This is a genomic window from Planctobacterium marinum (assembly GCF_020687805.1).
Classification (GTDB): domain Bacteria; phylum Pseudomonadota; class Gammaproteobacteria; order Enterobacterales; family Alteromonadaceae; genus Planctobacterium; species Planctobacterium marinum.
The window spans coordinates 49,288-69,970 of record NZ_JAJEWQ010000005.1; the positions used below are offsets into that span (position 1 = coordinate 49,288).

The following is a 20,683-nucleotide window of genomic DNA, read 5'->3' on the forward strand; positions in this document are numbered from 1 at the left end:
AGTGTTAAGTTATTTCAACAGGCGTTTATCCGGCCCTGAGACAGCTCCTGCCCGGCTAACTTCAGCGCGGCGAATATTCCCCACCACAAATCAGTGAGCTAATTTGACCCTATTGCCGCGCCCCGCCTTAGATTAAAATACGCGCGAATTCATTCAGGAACACAAACCATGAACTTCAAACTGTTAAAGCTGCACAGCAAACTCATCGCATTGGTATTGTTATTTATCAGCGTAACCGTGGTCTTTGCAGCAAATATCGGTGACCTGAAACCCGCCGCCGAATTCGAGTGGACGGATACCCTGGGTGAAGGGGGTATCACCCTGATGACCCTGGCCTGGATTTTTTTCACCCTTATTAGTCGCCCCGCCGGAAAGGTCACAGTGTTACTCATTGTGGGCTTGCTGTTTATGCATGTCAGTATGTTACTGGATTTACTGGATGAGTTTTTTCAGTATCCGGATAACCATGCCTGGCTGACCGCCTATGAATCCATTCCGGCTCCTATCGGCATGATATTAATGACCGTAGGCCTGTATCACTGGCACAAAGAACAACTTACCGTGAATGAACAGTTGCGCCGACGTGAGCGGATTTACCGGGAACACGGTCTGATGGATTTTATCACCGGCCTGTATAGCGCTGAATATATGAAGCATCAGATAGAGCAGGAGCTAAACGCACTGAACAACGGTGCGGCACCATTTAGCCTGTTGCTGCTGGATATTGACCACTTTGACGCATTTAACCGCCGTTTTGGCGATGCCCGCGGTGATCAGTTTTTACGCGAAATAGCTGAATTCATCATGTTAGAGTTGCGCGCCACGGATCTGGCCAGTCGTTACGCCGGTGATCGGTTTATTATTATGTTGCCGCAAACCAGTCAGTCTGACGCCACAGCCATTGCCAGACAACTGGAGCAGGCCTTGCACAAACGCAACTTTAATCCTTTGGCTGAAGACAATGAATTTCACTGTCAGGTCAGCATTTGTGTCAGCGAAGCGCGCCAGGCCACCCAGGCCGATCAGTTACTCGGCCAACTCAATAGCCAGATGGAAGCGCTAAAATTAAGTAAAAGAGCAGCACAAGCCGCATGACACGCGCCTGGTTCGAGAACAAAGACAAACAATTTGATTGCCAGAGCATGGTGGTCAAATTGATCGATCTTTGTCGCAATCGCGGCGCGGATATCGAGCCTTTATTGCGCGGCACAGGCATTTTTTACGAAGATCTATATCGTCGCCAGAACTACCTGAGCTTTGCTCAAATTGAAACCCTGTTAAGCAATGCACAAAAACAGGTAAACAGCAGCGATCTCAGCTTTCTGTTGGGCCGTCGCCTGTTCCCCAATCAGAATCCCGATGTTAGCGAACTCATCTACAATGCCACATCATTAGCTGACTTGTTGCGCTTGTGCCGCTGTTATCAATATCTGATGTTCCCCTGGTTGTTTATCACAGTACGACAACATCAGGACAAAACATGGCTGATCGTCGACAATGCAATTGCAGAGTCTGCGCAGCAACTGTTCTTTTACGAAATGCTTTACACCGCTGTCAACGCCACCTGTAAATGGCACATTGGTCATCAGATACCACTGCATTTTTATTTCCGACAAAAGCGACCACGCAATATCTATCAATACGAAGAAAACCTGGGTCACCGTCTGACCTTCAATTATCCGTTAAACATGATTGCGGTAGACAACCAGTGGTTAAACAAAAAACTGCTCAACAGCAGTGCACTGGCAAGACAACATCATCGCCTGCAGTGTTCCGCACAACTGCATAAAACCCCGCAGCGTATCGGATTACTGCAATACACCCGACAATTGCTGACCCGCGAAAATATCAACAACCTGGAAGAACTGGCTGATGCGCTGGCGATAAGCCAGGCAACACTTAAGCGCAAATTAAAACAGCACGGCTGTAGTTTTCAGCAAATTCACGACAGCGTGAAGTCTCAAACCGCATTATTTGATTTAAAAGTCAGACAACTGAGCAACGAACAGGCTGCAAGCAGTTCCAGATTTAACAACCTGCCTAACTTTCGCCGGGCCATAAAACGCTGGACCGGTATGACCCCCAGCCAATTAAAGTCCGGCTAGACGGAGTACATTGTAAAATTTACCCACTGCCGGATAAAATTTACCCATTCTTGTCTGCCCCAGTCCTCCTGAAAATATTTTTTCTTTATTTAACAACAACTTAAAAGTTGGCACCGATCTGGCTTTAGCTCAACTGTGTTCAAACACCGTAAGGAGTTCACATGTTAAGTTGGGCATTAACCTTTTTTATCGTAGCCATTATTGCCGCCCTGTTTGGTTTTACCGGCATTGCCGGTGCTGCAGCCGGTATCGCTAAAATTATCTTTTTCGTGTTCGTGGTATTACTTGCCATTTCGCTGCTTTCCAACGCACTACGTGGTAAGTCCCCTAAGGCGTAAATGCGCCGAACTGGATTTTAACAAGGAGATCAACAATGAAGTTAACAACGTTATTCAAACTACTGGCATCCCTGTTCTTTGTGGCCCTGATCACAGCAGGCTGCGCTGACAACAACGCCGAAGAAGCCGGTGAAGAAATCGATGAAGCCATCACTGATGCAAGTAACGCTATCGAAGATGCCTGTGAAGAAGTTAAGGAAGGCGTGAAAGCTGAAGACACGGATTGCTGATAATCCGGACTCATACCTTTTAAAACACACTGTTACTGAATAAACCAACGTCATACAGAGGAGATCTATTATGACTATTTTCAGAAAGACCCTGACTGCAACTGCATTTTCAACGTTATTAGTCGCTCAGGTGAGCGCGGCGGACTGGCAGGATGATGCAAAAGACGCCTGGATTGACGGCAAAGTGGAAACAACCCTGCTGCTCAACACTGAACTGAATTCCTTTGATATCAACACTGATGTTAAAGAAGGCAAAGTGATACTCACCGGTAGTGTGGACCGGGAAGTAGAAAGCTCACTGGCAGAAGAACTGACATTGAGTATCGAGGGAGTTAAGTCGGTGGACAACCAGTTAGTGGTGGTTCAAAAGCAGGAAAAACAGCCCTCTGAAAAGAGCTACTCAGAATTCACCGACAAGAAAATCACCACGGTAGTAAAAACCCGTTTGTTGGTTGAATCAGACGTTTCCGGTACCAGCATTGATGTGGACACCGAAAAGGGCGTGGTGACGCTGAACGGTGAAGTCGCCTCAGAAGCCGAGGAACAACTCGCAGTACTCATTGCGCAAAAAACCGATGATGTGAAAAAAGTTGTGAGTAATCTGACCGTCACATCAGAAGCTTCATAGCAGCGCAGAACTGTACTTCAGGGGCCGTCTGGCCCCTTTGTTCTTTCAGGAGTATCACCATGAAAAATACAATGAAATCTATGACAAAGTGGCTGCTAATGGTTTGCGCAATCAGCGCGCTGTCGGCCTGTGCCACCATTGAAGGTATCGGCAAGGATGTGGAAAAAGCCGGCGAAGCGGTACAAGATGCAGCCAACGATTAACACCGCTGCAATCGCCATCACAACAATTGTCATGTAGTGCCCGCAATGTCTCAGCACAATTGCGGGCCTTATAATTCCTACAACGACTTTCCTGTAATATTTTCACGTTACCCGACACCGCCCACAGAAATCCCCCCAAAGACCATTATGAAAAACCAATTTATCCTTATTGGTCAATGGGTTACATGTTCTTAAAACTCTGGCACGAATTTCCTATTAGTCATTGCTAGTTACAAACTCAAAAGGGCTCCCGGAACAGCTGATCATCCTTATTTTCAGCCAGGCGCCTGAAAATCGGAGGGAAAAATGGCGAATAGCAAACCAATAATTATTGTCACCGGCCCAGATAGTGGTGGCCTGATGGCGTGGTGGTTCACCGCACTTGGGGTATGGCTGGCAGGCGGCAAAGCAGTGCGCATGACACCGGCCCGATACAAGAGTAAGCCCCATTGTGACGGCCTCATTATTGGCGGTGGTTCAGATATTCATCCCGACAATCGCACCCGCGCGCCGCTTCCCAGAGTAAAACGCAGTCTGGCCACCCGCATCAAAGAAGCTCTGCTGTTTCCGATGGAGGCTATGGTGCGCTTTACCAAGGGCAGCTATGACAAGGCCCGTGATGAAATGGAAAAAGACTGCATTCAATATGCCTTAAATGAGCAAATCCCTATTTTGGGGATCTGTCGCGGTCATCAACTGCTTAACGCCGTTTTAGGCGGCACCATGTATACCTCTACCTTACCGCTATTGGGTGATAAACCCAGAATTCGCAGCCCGTTTCCCAGAAAAACAGTGGTTTACGCCAAAGAAGATTCACTGCTGGAAGAGATAGTGGGTGATGAGCCCATTAAGGTGAATGCCATTCACTCTCAGGCCGTGGCCAAACCCGGTAAGCAGTTGCAGGTCTCCGCCCGTGAAAAGGCCCAAATCGTACAGGCTATCGAACTTTGCGATAACGACAAAGTACTGGGTGTGCAATGGCACCCGGAATACCTGTTTTACCTGCAAACCCAACGTAATATTTTTGCCTGGCTAATTGAGGAAGCAAGATCATGAAAAATCGCAAATGGATTAACCTGACCATAGCCGTTACTATCGCAGCAACTCTGCTTGCTGTGTATTTTCTGACACCACTTAAATCGTTTTTAACCATAGATAAGGTGGTGCATTTAACCGAAGAAGTACCCGTCAGTTGGGTGACCGCACTGGCGTTTTTACTCCTGTTTTTCTTCGGTGGCGCCCTGCTAATTCCCATTCCACTCATGTCTCTGGCGGTCAGTCTGATTTTTCCCACCTGGCTCAGTGTTTTGATAGTACTGCCTGGGTTTGCGCTGGCCGCAACCGGCGGCTATTTGCTGGGACAGTTTGTGGATGATTCATTGTGGGGAGAATCGGTCACCAAACACATCGACAAAATAAAAAGTAAGCTTGAAAACCAGGTGATATACGCCGTGATGGCGCTGCGTATTGCGCCAACGCCACCTTTTACCATCACCAGTATGCTCAGCGGCATGTTAAAGGTGGATTACCCTAAATATATTGTGGGTTCGGTGCTAGGTATTATGCCGCTGGGATTAAGCGCGGTATTTTTCGGTCGCGGCGCACTGGAAATGGTGAAGGAACCCTCCGGTATGGCCGCCACCACGCTGATTGCGGCAGTGGTATTAACCAGCGTGTTCTTTGTGATAAAGCGCCACGCCAAATAGCCGTAGCCAACAGCTGGTTTCAAACCGGCAACAACGCAGCCTTACCCATCGCTCGCCTGAGGCGTTACCAGACTGATAATCTGGCAACCCTCGCCGGGCTGCTTCTCTTCACCGCTGCGAAACGCAACCAGATTACCTTTGGGATCAATAAAAAACAGCGGCGTGAACTGTTCCTTATATTTATTTTTGTAATCTTCAAATGTAAACCAGGCGGTTAACGTTGTGCGTTTTATCACGGCTCCTTTTGCCGTTTGACTGGCCAGTTTTGCGTAAGTGGTGTCACTAAATAACCCCAACGATTGCATATAATGCTCACTGGGCAGGTGTCCTTCGTAGCCTTTTTGCGCACTAAGGCTGATGCCCATCACGTGTTTATCACCAAACAGATATTGAAAGTGCTGAGTAACAATGGGGTTTAGCTGCTTATTGGCCGACATCACCAGCACATTACCAATTCCGGTCAGATCCATAGTGCGCGTCGCATGCTCTGAACTCGGGTTGCCAAAGTAGGTGGGAATACCATCCATTCGCGCCGCAGAAATAGACTCCCAATTGGTATCGGCGTATCTTACTGTGTACCCCAAAGAGATCAGCTCTTTGGCTATCATACGGGCAAAGCCAATCCCCCCAAAAATCAAAAAGCCCTTCGGCTCCTTTTCTCTTTGTTTCAATAAGGTTGCCAGTGGCGTGGTGGTCAAACTCTGCAGCGTGACGGTGAACACAATCACAAAAAACACCAGGGTCACCAATACACCTGAATCTTCAAAGCCAATCATATTGAGTTTTAACTCGAATAAAGCAGAAACCGCAGCGGCCACGATACCCCTTGGCGCCATCCAGGAAATCAGGCCTTTTTCCTGCCAGGACAACCTGGATTTAAAAGTCGATAGATAAATATTGAGTGGCCGAGCCACCAAAATCATCACACACAGGATCAGGGTTGCAGGTACCGCAATAGCGGCGAGTTTTTCTAATTCAATTCGCGCCGCCAGAATAATAAACAGCCCGGAAATAAGCAGCACCGAAAGGGTTTCCTTAAACTCCAGGATGTTATCCACTTTAATGTCACGCTTATTCCCCAGGTAAATCCCCATCACAGTGACAGTCAGCAAACCACCTTCATGAGACATCAGGTTGGCCACCTCAAAGCTGAATAACACTGAAATGAGTACCGTGGTGTTGATCAGATATTCCGGGATCACACCTTTTTTAATAGCCAGCCCCAGCAAATAGCCCGCTATCAAACCAATTATCGCACCAATCGATACGGTTTTGATAAACACCAAAAAGGTATTGGCCATCGCGTCCTGACTGGCCACTATGTACTCGAACACCAACACCGCCAGGAGCGCACCGATAGGGTCAATAATGATGCCTTCCCACTTCAGAATTTGTGCGACATTTTTGGTGGGACGCACAGCACGGATCATGGGGATCACCACGGTTGGACCTGTGACAGTGACGATAGCGCTAAACAAAAAGGCCATTTCCCAGGACAGCCCCATAATGTAGTGGGCAGCGGGTGCCACTACCAGCCAGCCCACAATGGCACCTATCGTACAAAGCCTCGACACAGTGCGCCTGTGCTCGCCCAGCTCGGTAAAATTCAGTGACAGTGCGCCTTCAAACAGAATGATGGCCACAGACAGGGAAACAATCGGAAATAACAGCTCCCCAAACAGGATATCAGGTTGCAAAACCCCGGTAACCGGCCCCAGTGCGATGCCTGTAAGCAGCAGAAATAAGATGGCGGGTAATTTTAATTGATGGGCAACTAACTGGCTGATTATTGAAAAAAAGCCAATCAATACCAGGATGATCACAGGTTCCAAAGTCATCTTCCCTTTGATGTTTGTAGCTGAGTATAGCAGCCGTGTGAAAATCCACTGGGAGATATGAAAGTTTGTGGGCAACGAACATCGAGCCAATCTTCAGACATAGGTTTTCTTGATCATGTCTTTAGGTAAATTTAACTCTCCATTGTAATATCTTCTATTTCACCATCATCATCGAGAGATACACTAACTACATAGTTTGTGACTTCATCTGGCAACGTAAAATCATACACTTCTGAATCGTCCCCTTTACTGCTCAAAATGAGCAAATCAATTACACCAGCAGCCTCAGGGGTAGATGTTCCCAGATGTCTTTCCCAAAACGCACAAGGTAATTCTTCTCAGTGGTGAGAGACGAATTCATCGATACTGTATTCACCAACTTCAGTACCGGAAGCTTGTTTTATTGCAGCCAATGCCTTTACTTGATTGTCCATAATTCACCTGACGCCGCACTCTGCAAAAATTTAAGAGCGCCAGCGCGTAAGTTTTCTGTAGTCGCGCCTTTTTATGCGCTGAGGTTAAACCATATTTGTTCGCTATCTTCGCGCTGCTATTTTATCAATGTTATGCAGAATTAAGTCTGAAAAACCGTCAGATGAATACCTGAACTTTAAGGCGCAGGTTTTCTTTCTTGTAATTCGCGTAAAGAACTTTCAAATAACGCTACCCTTAAGTCCTGATTTTTCTGCGCAACTTTCACAGCCTTTGCACGGTACTCCAATTCAGCGCCTGCGTTATCTTGTGCCCGATAAAGATCCGCATAAGTGTCGTACGCATTCGCGGATTGTGGGTAGAGAGATAACCAGTAGTTGAGTACCGCTTCGGCTTCTGTATAGCGTTGTTCGTTAATGAGCACATAAACAATGCGTTTTAAACGGTTTCGATTGTAAAATCGTTCACCTTTAGGAAGCGCCGTAAAGCCATACTTATCACTGAGCGTGGCATAATAGGTTTTGATATTAGCAAGTGTCTGACCGGGTTCTTTGGCGATAAAATTATTGTAAGACGGGTCCCATTCCTCAGCAGGAAATATCAGTTTCAGTCCCGACATAATGGCGGGCAGCACTGCGGCGTAGGATTTTTTGTCTATCACTTCCCATTTGAACTCTATTTGTTTATTCAGGTGGGGAGTTAATTCATCTGAAAGCTCATTATATTTTTCTAAAATATGTGGGTTTCGGGTAACTCCACCTTTCGGCATAGAAATATACAAATAGCGTTTGTTTTGCTCTTGTTGCTTAACGGATTTTACAACTTTCTCGAAAACACTCTCACCTTCGTACCCTGCAGCATTGAAGTCAGCACCGTTGACCGCGATATAGCCCGAGAAAAGATTGGGCTGCTTCCAGAAGCTATGCAAACTAAAGTTAGCTGATGGTGACAATCCGATGAGTATTTTAAAGTTCGCTACTCGATAGTTTTTCTCAATCAGGGGCAAAACTTCATGCTGAATAAATGACAAATAGCTGTCTTCTTGCCCGCCAAACCAAAGAGGCTCGCCATTTTTACCCAGAGGTTTTGGCGTCATATCCCTTCTGGCATCAGGAGCGTTTGGAATACCGACGACAATGGCTTCAGGCATTTGGCTGTTCATCGCCTGTAGTTGTGCAAAACTGGCGGCGCTATTGAATAACAATTCACCATCAAGTACGACTATCAGAGGGTAGGTAATATTTTCTGCGGTTTCTGCATAGTTGACAGGTAGCGATACATCAACGGTTCTTTTCGCATTCAGGTTTTTCGAATCAATGGAATGACGAAACACATTGCTAAAGGCATTTTCGCTGACAGGCATGAAAATATCATGAGATTCATTGGCTGTAACCGATGCCAGAGGCATAAACAATAGCAGGCACAGTGTAAGCAAACGCGCTACGGTCAACTTCTTAGAATCTTTAACGATGTTATAATTCAATGCTGATCTCCTGATAGTTATTAAGCTGTTCCATCAATTGTTTAAAGGTCATTTCAGGTTAAAAATAACACCAATCAGGCAAACACTCCAATGGATTAAAAATTTGGCATTTTTACTTGCTTCAAACCTGTATTTATATGCGTACAGCTGGCCTGTTATTAAATTATTAATCCAAAAATCAATACGCAATTCTGCAGACTCAGGAAGAGTGAACATGCCCAAATATAGGAAAAGGAAACTGAAAAAATTTAAAGTGAGTGCCTTTCATAACCTTTTTCATTATATGCAATGACAAGCAATTGCTATACTATGTATTACAAATGCAGCAAAAGGTGTGATTATGAAAACTGAAATGCTTTCAACGCGTATCGATCATGATACCAAGTTAGCCTTCACTCAAATTTGTGATGAAGTAGGGCTAAGTCCTTCCCAGGCAATTAAACTCTTCGCTCGCGCTGTAATCAACCACGGTGGTATTCCATTTGAGTTAAGAGTTAAGCAGCCAAATAAAGCGACTGAGGCCGCAATGCAAGAATTGCAAAATGGATTGGGTACAAAGGCAAACAATGTCACTGATCTCATTAGTGAATTATCCGAGGGCAAGCATTCCTAATGCTCACACTCGAATACTCCTCCCAGTTTAAGAAGGACTTCAAAAAAATTACCAAATTACCTATTCCAGATATTGTGGAAGTGGGGAAAGTCATCTCAACTATTCAGCAAGGTGATTTGCCAGATGCCAAGTATGTAGATCACCCTTTAGCAGGCAATTGGAACGGATTTCGAGATTGCCACATAAAGCCAGATTTGGTTTTAATTTATCGTGTTCAAGACGGTCTGCTTCAATTGGCAAGGATCGGAACACACAGCGAACTTTTCTAGAGGTGTGCCATTCAGCAACAATTGCTAGCCCTAATGGTCTGCTCTTCCAGAATATTAAAATCCCTTCATCAAACGCAATACCCGTCTCAAAAGATAATTTTTTAGCCGTTTGGCTCAGTTCTCAGCAAACCAAAAACAAAATCACGAATACCGGAGCACACCATACTTAAGGTGGATGTACTGTTTAGAAATACCTTAGTGTATTTTTTTACAAAAAAGCAAAGCAACATTCACAGGCCTACTCTCAGTTGATATATCTGTTACCTCACCTACTGAGTCATGTAGAAAATTAATATTGTGTGGGCTAACAGTCATCCCATTCCCTTGTGAAGCTATATGTCGATGTTGACCTAATTGATATGATTGCAGATTTCCTGAGTTTCTCTCACCATCCGGATCTATATTCTGTTCAGATTTATCTATGCCTCTGATGAACCTCCCATAAGCAGGTGAATATTCCTCCCAACCTTTTGGACAACCAGTATTTGTATCAAATGATATAACAGCACCTGATGGCACTATAAGTTTTGAATAAACCTCTTCAGCGCTATTTAAATTTAATTCGGATAATTTTTGCCTCAATATTTTATTAGCCTCTTTTTCTATATTTTCATCTATAAAATCAGAAACTTGACCTTGCGCTTCCCTCTTTGAATCTTCGATTATTTCTTTTGATATGTCATTTGCTCTTTGTTTCAAAGACTCAACAATCCTATATTCAAAGACCTTTGCGTCAAGTTGCTTGCCGAGAATCCAATACCCTAAACCAATACCAATAGTAACTAAGACAGCACCTACCGCAAATGCTGAACGATAAAGTCGATGGATATACTCTCTATGACTTTGAATGTCTTCAGTTAAAATCTTAATTATTTCTTTTGGATTTTCCGTCTCATTATTTTCCATATTGAAAATCTCTTAAAAAATTATAGCAATACTATGCGGGCCAAAATGGTCGCCTTCATTCCAACCTAAACGTCTCTTTCAAATAAGATATAATTAATAACAAATTTACCTAAACAATACTAGTCATTACAAATAAGAGGTACACATTTTGATGAACCTACAAGGGCAACGGATCTCATTTTCGCAGTCCGTCCATATCTGGCCTTTTCGCGAGATAAGCCGCAAGAGTGGATGAAAGCTGAAGATGGGCAACATTTTCACTACAAATCCCCCTGAAAAACGGTAAATTTAACATTGTTCTTTTTGTCGAATATGACTAAATCCAATGCGTCTATTCGCCACTCTAATTTATGTCGTGCTGGTGGTGGCAAATTTCCTTCTTGGTATAACTGATTTACAAAAGTTCGATCGGATAGCTTTGGATCATATTGTTTTACTATATGCATATAGTGATCGGCCATTAGCCTTAAGCCGACAGGGTGACCTGAGCTAGCAATCGGGCTAGTCATATAAACTGTGCCAGGAGCCATGCCCATAGTGGTATATTTTTCATGTAAAGCCCACAATCGCTTTCTTTCAAGCTCAAACTTTCCATTTCCATCCATCGGCTCGAATACCGAATGATCAAAAATGGCTACCGCATGAAACTCTGTTCGAGTGATCTTTGCAAATAAGACTTCATTTGTACGAACGGATAAACCGGTATGTTGAACTGTCATATCTAAATGAAAATGGTGAAAGCCCTTTGTATTTAGGATTTGATCTTTGTCTTCCCATGAATCCACCTCACCATTAACTATTCTTTGTCTTGGTGTATATCCTTTTTTGTGAGCCCTAAGCGATAAGTACGGAGATAGGTCGTCACCATTTGAAACTTTATCTCTAAACAATTTAATTTGCTCTTTTAACGATTTATATCTCTTGTCTGCTGTCAGCTCCGGGTATATTTGTACTTTTCTAATCCTCCTCGGTACTTGCCGAGTCGACCAATGCAAATAATAGAACATGACGTTACCTAGTCTCTCGCTCTCGAGCTGTTGTAAGGTATCTCGATCATCAGGGAAAAAGGGAAGTTTTTTGATCAGTTCAGCCTTCAGCTTTCTTTTAGTTTTTGATTCTTCTTTCATCACTCATGACCTACTGATTCTCAGCTACATAACAATTCAATATCGACTCGACGGACCACTTTTCGCCCCAGCATTGACTCTATTCCACTCCAATTCGGATTGATAGTAAAATCACCCTTATAATGCCAGCTATTTCACATGCGAGAATCACATTTTGATAGTCTTTTAAGGGGCATTGTCGCTGGGTTCGAAGTCCGTTCCTATCAGGCCCTTTCGCGAGATAAGGCGAAAGGGCAGAAAAAACCTGAAGATTGGCAACACGGATGTTGCCCAAGTCGATGGAAGTGCAGGGACGCACTATCATCGACGGTCTTCTGGTTCTGTCCTTGTGACTTATGTTGTCTCGCGCCAGGGCTAAAAGGGGGTTTTAGGGGAGCGCCCCTAAGAAAAAGCAGCAGAACTTTAATGGCTCAGACGCTTTGAAAGCTGAGCGCTTTAACAAATTGTTACTCACTAAGCCCATAAAAAATGACCACTCAGACAAGGCGGTGCCAATAATCTAAACATGACACCCCAATCTAAACATCAATCTAAACATGAAACCCACTTTAATTGTGTTATACAACCCGTTGCAGCTTGGTTCGAAGTTCGTTTGGATCTGGCCCTTTCGCGAGATCATGCGAAAGGGCAGAAAGTGGCTTTTAAGGAGTGCCCCTAAGAAAAAGCAATATAAAAGTCCTGAAGGAAAAGGCAAAGCTTAGCCACAAACTAAGCCTCGCACTGTTACCTCAATCCCAACACCACATCGGAAATCACATAGTTGCCGTTGTATATGGGGTGAGGTTCACCTAAGGCGTCGATGGCGAAATAGCGCTGTTCTTCTTCTGGCAGGCCTTCGTAGCCGCCAATCACCTGATAAAGCCAGGCTTCCGGGTCGAATTCCAGTTGCTGCTTGTGGTGATAATCCAGTGCGGTGATGTATGCGCCGCTTTCTATCACTTCGCAGAAATAATTATCTACGGCCTGGCTGAGTTGATCATCTTCCAGTGCCACTTCCTGTTGCTCTTCGATTTGAATATTGCGAGCCGAGCGTTCCGGTTGCGCTTTTTTGAGGTGGCGGAAATCCCGGATGCTGCTGACAATCGCTTGCAGGTCCAGCTCGTGCTCACTGTTTTGTACATCCACTGCTGCCGGTTGCAGTAAACCCGGTGCCACATTAAACAGCAGAGGTACGTTGCTCATCTTGGTGTAGTCAGATGGCACAAAATCCGGTTGTTGTTCGTTGTGCAACAAAAAGCCTTTCAGCAAACGGGTACGGCCCCGGTATTCCCGGAAGCGACCCAGCAACTCCAGCAATTTGGCCTGCACTATGGCTAATTCCTGGGTACAGCGGGCAAAGCTGTTTTGCAGCACCACCACCAGTAAATGACGCAAATCCCTATCACTACCAGCCACTTGTACCAGCTCATCAAAGCGGATCATTTCCAGCTGATTAAGCAGGTCACTTACCTGGGATTGGGCCAGTTCGTTTTCGCGAATTTTTGCATCCAGGCTATCTACATAACCAAACTCATTATTGATTCGCCCGAACAAGGCGCGCACGCCGTTACTGAGCATGTCAGTGAGCACATACACCTGTTCAGTAAGGTTGTTCAGATGGGCCTGTGCCTGTTCAAAGCGCTGATTGTACAGGGCTTCTTTATAGTGTTGCGACAAGGTAGTGAGGGCGGCAATAGCACTGCCAATATTGGCGTTGATATGGCGGTTGCGCTCATCATTAAGGCCAGCTTCCAGTAAGTTGCGCACGGCACTTTTTAAGCGCAGATCCGAATCTGGCTCCGGCCGCCACAGAATGTTCAGGTTTTTCAGCTGCTCCAGCACCTTCGGCGACACCTGTGACTCATCCACGCCACCGGTGAGATAGGCCTGCATAATAATATCAGAGTGACGGCTCAAGGCGTTGAGCAGCCTGACGCCCGCCTGTTGCAGATTGCGACTCACAGTAAGCTCTCCTGCTTCGCGGCCATTTCCGCTTGCTGCGACAGAGACAAGTTTTCAGCGTCGTCAATAAAGCGCAGCACTTCGAACAGATAATCGATTTTGCCGGTGGCGATAAACAACTGCTTTTCCGGGTTGGGCTTTAACAGATACCCCAAATCCACCAGACGCTTAAAGACCTGTTTTATCTGGCCGTCCAACGTGGTACTGGTGGAGCCAAACAGGCGGTAACGAGAGATTTTTTCGATTTGTTCAGCAAAGGCCGGGGTATCTTCGATCACAGTTTGTAATTCATTGAGGCGAATGGGCAAACCGCGGCTCACCGGCATGTCACTGCCTGCCGCTTCCTGCACCAGTAATAACCACTCCACCAGCGGCAACAGGTTATTGGCAATGTCCTGAAACTGACTGGTGAGCACCTTGCGTTCTTTGTCCGCCAGATCCTGATAAGCGGCATAAAAGACTTCACCTTCGGCAGCAGTGGCCAGAGTGCGGTTGAGCAGGTTCAGTTGCGTTTCAATTTTTTGTGCGTTGCTTTCGCCTTGCAAGTAGCGCCAAGCCTCTTCGTCACTGACTTCACAGATAAACTGACCGGATAACAATTGCTCTAATACCAAACCTTGTTGTGTCATCATGCCTGTGTCTCCTCAGTAGCTTGCCCCGCATTAGTCTGATTATCTGTACCTGCCATAGTCTGCTCAGTCATGCGCAGTGCGTTTTTCGCTTTTTCATGCAATTTCTGACTGATAGCGCTGACCTTCGGTTGTACAACCTGCAAGCGGCGCTTAGCCTTATCGATAATGTAGCGATTTTCAAACAGCGCCAACACATCTGAATCTGGATTAGGGAAGGCGCCCAATACGTGAATGTTGTTTTTCTCACAGGCATCAAAGATCTTCTTCACGTTGTTGTGATGCAATGTACCCAATTCATCAATGGGCCAATGCACTGTGGCCTGCGAATGACCCCGCAATAATCGGGTAAAGGCCAGCAGGAACTTACACAAGATCAGGTAAGCCATACCGTGACTGGAAGATTCGTTTAGCTGGCGATCGGTGCGGATCACCAGGTCGCTGTTGCCTTCCCGCAGCCGCAATTCAATATCCAACAGACGACTGATCCCTCCGGACAACGCCGCGCGACCCAGAATATCCAGAACCTGACGCATACTGGCACCATACACTTCGTCAGGTAATTTGTCGGCACCGGTGCTCATCCATTGCTGATGTAACTCGTTGAAACGGGTCAGCTCTGGCCAGAATTCCAGTTCGGTAATACGGGAGCGGATCTTCACCGCAGAATCAGAAACCCCATCCAGGAACAGCTCTTCATCCACTTCGCGGCTGATACGCTTGCTCTGGCCCAAAATGCGTTTATCGATATCCGCTAATACATGGAAGTACTGTGTCAGATCGGCCCCAAAGATACGGCCCTGCTCTTTCAGACCATTGAGCTTTTGCGGCACCACTTCGTTTAACAGCTGATCCAGATGAGTGACCAGCTTGCGATATTCCACCACAGGTGCGCCCTGCTCAGCCCGATAAGTACAGGCTTCGCGGGCATGTTCCCAGATATCCGACAATCCGGTGCCAGACTGGGCAGCAATCAGGTGATCGAAGTGCTCAACATGGTGTTTCACCGCATCCGACAAACTGCTGAAAGCCGCCAACAACTCATCGCTTTCGCTGATGCGCTGCGCCACGCTACCCGCCATGCCCAGTGCTTCGCTGTCGTTAACTTTTGGTAACGGCAGCTTCACCAGTGCTTTGTGGATCCGTTTGGCGTTGTCGTGTTGTTCTTGCTGAGTACGCAATTGCTGTTCGGTATCTGTCTGGCTTTCTTTGCGGGCCTGACGGGCGGCCTGATAGCTTTGTTGTTCCTGCTCCAGGTGGCGTTGCGCATCGGCCTGTTGTTTTTTCGCCTGAGTCAGTTTCTGCTGCCACTGTACCTTTTGGCCGGTAAAGACGTTTTTGTACCAGCGCTGATATTCTTCGATTTTGTGTTTGTTATTTTGGGTGTGCTGAATATCCTTTTTCAGTTGTTCCAGTTGCTTCTTCAGACTGCCGATTTCATCCACATCCACCCCGCGCTTCGCCATTTCGTCTTCCAGAAACTGCTGACAGGCTTTTTTATCTTCTTCTGCCTGGCGCTTGGCTGAAGCCATTTGTTGCTTCAGTTGCTGAATTTTTTCTTCACTGGCATCAATCAGTTGCTGCCAGTGGAATTTGTGCTCCAACTCCTGCTGTGCCTGACGCTCTTTTAACTCATCAATGGCTTCGGCTTCAGCCTGATTCAGTTTATTGAGCTTGTCCTGTACCTGCTTCAGGGCCTTTTTACTGTTGAGCTTGCGCTCAGACAAGGCCTGGCGATACTCCGCTAACAGGTGTTCTTTATCCTGCTGGGCTCGTTGCCGATTGGATTGGGCAGTATTGAGCTGTGCTTTGAGTTTGGCTTTGTCCAGTTCCAGTTCGCGGATCGCTTCGCTGGCTTTTGACAGGCGCTGCTCCACTTCACTTTGCTGTTCAGACAATTGTGACAAGGCAGACTGAATGGTTTCCAGAGTTTCTCTTAAGGCCACTTCTGATTGTGCGTATTCCGGTAATGCCAGGCTGCTCAAATCCAGCTTAAGTCCGAACAATTCATCACTGCTTTGACTGAAGTGGGGCTTCAGATCGGTGCGGTTTAATAATTCCGGCTGGATCACCTTACCCAGCTTTTCCTGCCAATCGGGCATTTCTGCGCGCAGGTATTCCAACAGGGAGTGATTACCCGGATAGAGCAAGCCTTCGATGCGCTTCAGCTCCTGCTCTTTGTTTTGATATTGCTTGCGTACTTCCTGCAACTCAGCATCAATCGAATTGCGGGATTTTTGCTGGCTTTCCAGTTGTTGCTCGATACCCGACAGTTTATGTCGGACCGTATCTTCTGCCTCTGAGGCTTCTTTAATCGCCGCGTCCTGCAATTCCAGTTGGTTTTGTTCAAACTCACTAAAACCAGCACTTTGCAGACGGGTATTGGCCTCGGTTTCCTGAATTTTCAGGATGGCTTTTTGCGCAGCGTAGCTGTCTTTCAGGTCGTGAATTTCATCGCGACACTGGGACTGAATATTTTGCAACGCCAATTGCTGATCGGATTTTAACTGCGCTTTATGCTCACTTTGCACAAGTTGTGCTTCGCCCAGCTCATCCAGTTGCGCACTGAGCTTTTCGCTCATTTCGGCGATGCGACGATTATAGGTGGCTTCAATATCCTGGTGCTTTTCCGTCAACAGTGCATAACGCCCACTTAAGGTAGATTGTTCGTCCAACCATTGCGGAAGCTGTTGCAAGTTTTGTTGCAGGGTTTCAATGTCCTGCTCTTGCCAGTTATCGTATTCGTCTTCGATTTGTTGCAGATCCCGCTCAAACTTTTGGGTATCGGCTTTGGCTTCGGATAATTGCTGATTCAGCTCATCCCGCAACTGTTGCCATTGAGCATCTGCCACTTTATTTTCGGCGATAAGGCCTTCCAGCTTATCTTTGAGTTTCACCAGATTGGCAGCCAGAATGGCCACGTCCTGATCGATTTGCACCTGAATGGCCCCAAGTCGCAACTCGGTTTGCTGTAACTGCTGCTCGGTTTCCTGTAATTTGCCGAACTCCGGACGAATAGCATCAAATTCCTGAATCAGACGACACTCACGGATCCAGTTTTCCACATGGCCGGGTTTCAGGCTGGATACCGGGGGTTGTACACCGTCTTCTTCCAAAATGGCCCCAATCATGGTTTTGATGGTTTCCATTTTGCCTTCTTTGGAGTGTACGGCGCGCGCCAGCTTTTCGATATGACGCATATGCTGGCTGGAGGCACACAGGCTAAACATGCGGGCATAGCCAATTAAATCGCGAGAATCAGGACAGCTGTTCATCAGGGTGCGATCGTTTTGAATCACGCCGCGGAACGCCTTGTTATTCATCAGATTAGATACCAGGATATTTTGCTTTTTAAACTGCCTGCCCAGTTCTGACATGGTTAATGAGGTGAACTCACCCGGCTTGCTTTCAAACACATAGTCTTCCAGCACAAAAGGTTTCGCCACCAGTCGATATTGCACACCGGTGCCATTGGAAGAGAGCACCAACTGGCAGACATTGTCTTCGTGCTGTACATATTCGTAAATGATAAAGCTGGATTCACGAGGCAAATACCAGCGCTCGAAGCTGTCTCGCGTGGCGGGCACCACCCGACTGGGAGATTCTCCGTAAAATACCGGAATCAACCGCTGCAGCGTGGTTTTTCCAGAGGCATTGGTACCACAGATATTGGTGTGGCCCTGGAGTTTGAGTTCTACCCGACCAGGAAGGTGGGTATCGATCAGAATAATTCGTTGTAAACCTGGCATAGACATCCTAAGAAAAGATAGGCAGAAAAGGCGCTTTCTGTGAAACGCTGATCAGCCATAAATGGTGATCTTTTTAATGAGTTTCAAGCCTGCTGAAGTGCCGTTTTGACCGGATAATAGCAATTTCAACGAGGAACCGCTTTACTCATCGTATCAACAGCAAAATACTGCCCCGATATCTGGTCGGACAAGATCCCTAAATTTTACTGGTAATCCCGGTGCAATTTGTTTAACAATTGGCCAACATTTAAAGTACCCACAGCACGCACAAGAACAATAATGATAGCCAGGAACTTCGCTAAACTCTTCATCCCCTTGCCCATAAAGGCTTTGGTGGCTTCAGCTATTTTCAGCTTACTGCCGGTTAGTCAGGGGCTGGCCCAATCGCAGGAACTGGAAATCGTTCAGGACACCCATGCGCAAATCAGCCAGTCGCAACAACAAGTGGAACAACTGGATAATGCCACCCGCAAAATGCTGCAGGAATATCAGGACATTATGCAGCGCAAAGATTATCAGCAGTATTATCAGTTTCAGTTACAACAACTTAAGCAGGAACAAAGTGCTGACATAGCCCGACTGGAAAGCCAACTGCAGGAACTGGCCTATATAGAACTGGCGCTGATGCCCTTAATGCAAAGTATGTTGCTGGCCTTAGAAGAGTTTATCGCACTGGATCTGCCCTTCAAACAGCAGGAACGCCTCGATGGGCTGCAGCGCTTGCGACAGCGCATTAATTCCACACAGCAGACATTACCGGATAAATATCGCCTGATGATGGAAGCCTGGCAAATAGAGCAGGACTATGGCCGCAGTATAGAAACCTGGCGCGGTGTACTGGAAGACGAAAACCAGAATCCATTAGCTGTAGATTTTTTGCGCATTGGTCGTATCGCTCTTTATTACCAGACGCCCGACTCGAAACAGCAAGGTCGTTGGGACAACGAAACAAAATCCTGGCAGAGGCTACCGCAACAATTCAGTCAATCAATTCAGCATGCCATGCGGGTTGCATCGGAGCGCATCGCACCGGAGTTACTGGCACTGCCTCTGCCCACCGGAGGTGCTGAATAATGAAGCCATTATCTTTCAATGCTCGCCTTTGCTGTTTGCTGGTAGCGCTCTTTGCAATGACGGCTCAGGCCAATACGCCCTCTGAAACCCAATCTTTATTAGAAAAGGTTAAACACGAGCGCGCTCAGGAAAGACAGCGCATTCAGGAACGGGAAGCCCGCTTTCTGTCCGCCAAAGAACAACAAGCCAACTTGCTGGCACAGGCTAAGGCTGATTTTGAGCGCTTTCAGCGGCAAAACAACCCGTTAAAACAAGAAACATTGCGCAATCAGGAACGCATCGAAGAACTGCAGGCACAAATCCAAAAACGCAAGGATGAAACCGGCGATCTGGATAGCGTTTTTCGACAAATGTCACAGGAATTAGCAGAGCGTTTAACCGCCTCATCCATCAGCATGCAGTTACCGACACGACAGGAGCAGCTTAACGCGCTGTTGCAGGGTGAACGAACCGCTAATATCGAACAGATGGAAGCTTTATGGCTACTGATGCAGGAAGAGATCACCTTAAGCGGTGAGATTGCCAGTTTTAGCGCCCCGGTGATCCAACCGGATGGCCAGATAATCACGCAAACCGTTACCCGAGCAGGCAATTTCTCCAGCTATGTGGATGGTCAGTTCCTGCGTTTTATTCCTGAAACCCAGGAATACCTGCTCACTACGCAACAATCAGCAGAAACCCAGCAAAACCAGCGTTGGTTTGCGGCAGATAATGCCCTGGACACCCTTTATCTGGACCCAACCGACGGCACTTTGCTCGCTATCATGGCCTGGACGCCAGACTGGCGACAACGCATTGAACAAGGCGGCGTGATTGGCAAAATCATTTTAGCTTTAGGCGCTTTGGGTTTGCTGCTGGTGTGCTGGCGCGCTATTGCCTTACTGTGGCAACAACACACACTGAAACGACAGTGTCAGTCATTAAGCCCGGCCAGACCGGATAACGCGCTGGGTCGGGTTATCCTGCGAGTGGCTGAGCTACCGAAAGCAAGCACCACTGATAATAATGACATATTGGGCATGGCTCAGGTGCATCTGGACGAAGCGGTGCTGACGGAAGTCAACCAACTGGAAAAAGGCCACAATCTGATCAAACTGTTAGCCGCCACTGCACCACTGCTGGGCTTATTGGGCACAGTTACCGGCATGATTGTGACTTTCCAAAGTATCAGCTTTTTTGGCAGCGGCGATCCCAAATTGATGGCCAGCGGCATATCACAGGCATTGGTCACTACCGTGTTGGGCCTGCTTGTGGCCATCCCGCTGTTATTCGGCCATAGTTTTGTCAGCAGTCTGGCGGATAACCTGATCCGCCGCCTCGACGAACAAAGCGCAGGATTGCTAACTCAATATCTGAATAGCGGAAAAAGCGGTGTTCAATCTGGTTCAAAATAAAGCTCCAAATAAAAGCCG

19 protein-coding genes are annotated in these 20,683 nt (G+C 46.7%); 12 read left to right on the forward strand and 7 right to left on the reverse strand.

The features are described 5' to 3' along the window. Positions 1 to 168 precede the first annotated feature (168 nt). The 8 genes from LJ740_RS16450 (at position 169) to LJ740_RS16485 (ending at position 5,210) form a co-directional block, all read left to right on the forward strand. Positions 169 to 1,095, forward strand: coding sequence for a GGDEF domain-containing protein (locus tag LJ740_RS16450; RefSeq protein WP_229530216.1), 927 nt, complete (start codon positions 169 to 171; stop codon positions 1,093 to 1,095). Then, positions 1,092 to 2,105: an AraC family transcriptional regulator gene (locus tag LJ740_RS16455; RefSeq protein WP_229530217.1), complete on the forward strand. Its 1,014-nt coding sequence runs from the start codon at positions 1,092 to 1,094 to the stop codon at positions 2,103 to 2,105. The genes LJ740_RS16450 and LJ740_RS16455 overlap by 4 nt, the downstream gene beginning before the upstream one ends. Before the next feature lie 161 nt (positions 2,106 to 2,266). Next, positions 2,267 to 2,443 carry a DUF1328 domain-containing protein gene (locus tag LJ740_RS16460; RefSeq protein ID WP_229530218.1) on the forward strand — a complete coding sequence of 59 codons (177 nt, stop codon included), beginning with the start codon at positions 2,267 to 2,269 and terminating at the stop codon, positions 2,441 to 2,443. A 35-nt stretch (positions 2,444 to 2,478) separates the two neighbouring features. Then, entirely contained in the window at positions 2,479 to 2,673 is a 195-nt protein-coding gene (locus tag LJ740_RS16465; RefSeq protein ID WP_229530219.1) for a hypothetical protein, read from the forward strand. 70 nt (positions 2,674 to 2,743) lie between these two features. After that, a complete protein-coding gene (locus LJ740_RS16470) occupies positions 2,744 to 3,301 on the forward strand; it encodes a BON domain-containing protein (protein WP_229530220.1) in 558 nt (185 codons plus the stop codon). Between the two features lie 59 nt (positions 3,302 to 3,360). Further along, the gene (locus LJ740_RS16475) at positions 3,361 to 3,504 is read left to right on the forward strand and encodes an entericidin A/B family lipoprotein (RefSeq protein WP_229530221.1); all 144 of its coding nucleotides are present in this window, start codon (positions 3,361 to 3,363) and stop codon (positions 3,502 to 3,504) included. Positions 3,505 to 3,810: 306 nt separating this feature from the next. After that, positions 3,811 to 4,560, forward strand: a complete 750-nt coding sequence (locus LJ740_RS16480; protein WP_229530222.1) for a gamma-glutamyl-gamma-aminobutyrate hydrolase family protein — start codon at positions 3,811 to 3,813, stop codon at positions 4,558 to 4,560. Beyond that, the gene (locus LJ740_RS16485) at positions 4,557 to 5,210 is read left to right on the forward strand and encodes a TVP38/TMEM64 family protein (RefSeq protein ID WP_229530223.1); all 654 of its coding nucleotides are present in this window, start codon (positions 4,557 to 4,559) and stop codon (positions 5,208 to 5,210) included. The genes LJ740_RS16480 and LJ740_RS16485 overlap by 4 nt, the downstream gene beginning before the upstream one ends. A gap of 41 nt (positions 5,211 to 5,251) precedes the next feature. Here LJ740_RS16485 and LJ740_RS16490 read toward each other — a convergent pair whose 3' ends face one another. Continuing rightward, the gene (locus tag LJ740_RS16490; RefSeq protein ID WP_229530224.1) at positions 5,252 to 7,048 is read right to left on the reverse strand and encodes a cation:proton antiporter; all 1,797 of its coding nucleotides are present in this window, start codon (positions 7,046 to 7,048) and stop codon (positions 5,252 to 5,254) included. Between the two features lie 610 nt (positions 7,049 to 7,658). Beyond that, entirely contained in the window at positions 7,659 to 8,963 is a 1,305-nt protein-coding gene (locus tag LJ740_RS16495; protein WP_229530225.1) for an alpha/beta hydrolase-fold protein, read from the reverse strand. A 340-nt stretch (positions 8,964 to 9,303) separates the two neighbouring features. Between LJ740_RS16495 and LJ740_RS16500 the strand changes: the two genes are divergently transcribed. Then, on the forward strand, positions 9,304 to 9,576 hold the full coding sequence (locus LJ740_RS16500; protein WP_229530226.1) for a type II toxin-antitoxin system RelB/DinJ family antitoxin: 273 nt from the start codon (positions 9,304 to 9,306) through the stop codon (positions 9,574 to 9,576). After that, the gene (locus LJ740_RS16505; protein WP_229530227.1) at positions 9,576 to 9,845 is read left to right on the forward strand and encodes a type II toxin-antitoxin system RelE/ParE family toxin; all 270 of its coding nucleotides are present in this window, start codon (positions 9,576 to 9,578) and stop codon (positions 9,843 to 9,845) included. Before LJ740_RS16500 ends, LJ740_RS16505 begins: the two co-directional genes overlap by 1 nt. 195 nt (positions 9,846 to 10,040) lie before the next feature. Here the strand turns inward: LJ740_RS16505 and LJ740_RS16510 are convergent, their stop codons facing one another. The 5 genes from LJ740_RS16510 to LJ740_RS16530 all read right to left on the reverse strand — a co-directional run bounded on the left by LJ740_RS16510 (position 10,041) and on the right by LJ740_RS16530 (position 18,197). Then, on the reverse strand, positions 10,041 to 10,751 hold the full coding sequence (locus LJ740_RS16510; protein ID WP_229530228.1) for a hypothetical protein: 711 nt from the start codon (positions 10,749 to 10,751) through the stop codon (positions 10,041 to 10,043). A 260-nt stretch (positions 10,752 to 11,011) separates the two neighbouring features. Continuing rightward, a complete protein-coding gene (locus LJ740_RS16515; protein ID WP_229530229.1) occupies positions 11,012 to 11,878 on the reverse strand; it encodes a hypothetical protein in 867 nt (288 codons plus the stop codon). A 723-nt stretch (positions 11,879 to 12,601) separates the two neighbouring features. Beyond that, positions 12,602 to 13,819, reverse strand: coding sequence for a phosphoenolpyruvate carboxylase (locus LJ740_RS16520; RefSeq protein ID WP_229530230.1), 1,218 nt, complete (start codon positions 13,817 to 13,819; stop codon positions 12,602 to 12,604). Beyond that, complete coding sequence (locus tag LJ740_RS16525) at positions 13,816 to 14,451, reverse strand: hypothetical protein (protein ID WP_229530231.1); 636 nt, start codon at positions 14,449 to 14,451, stop codon at positions 13,816 to 13,818. The genes LJ740_RS16520 and LJ740_RS16525 overlap by 4 nt, the downstream gene beginning before the upstream one ends. Further along, positions 14,448 to 18,197, reverse strand: coding sequence for an ATP-binding protein (locus LJ740_RS16530; RefSeq protein ID WP_229530232.1), 3,750 nt, complete (start codon positions 18,195 to 18,197; stop codon positions 14,448 to 14,450). The genes LJ740_RS16525 and LJ740_RS16530 overlap by 4 nt, the downstream gene beginning before the upstream one ends. Before the next feature lie 279 nt (positions 18,198 to 18,476). On the opposite strand from LJ740_RS16530, the gene LJ740_RS16535 reads away from it, so the two are divergent. Next, on the forward strand, positions 18,477 to 19,271 hold the full coding sequence (locus LJ740_RS16535; protein WP_229530233.1) for a DUF3450 domain-containing protein: 795 nt from the start codon (positions 18,477 to 18,479) through the stop codon (positions 19,269 to 19,271). Next, positions 19,271 to 20,665 (forward strand): MotA/TolQ/ExbB proton channel family protein, encoded by a 1,395-nt coding sequence (locus LJ740_RS16540; protein ID WP_229530234.1) that lies wholly within the window; start codon positions 19,271 to 19,273, stop codon positions 20,663 to 20,665. Before LJ740_RS16535 ends, LJ740_RS16540 begins: the two co-directional genes overlap by 1 nt. Positions 20,666 to 20,683: the final 18 nt, after the last annotated feature.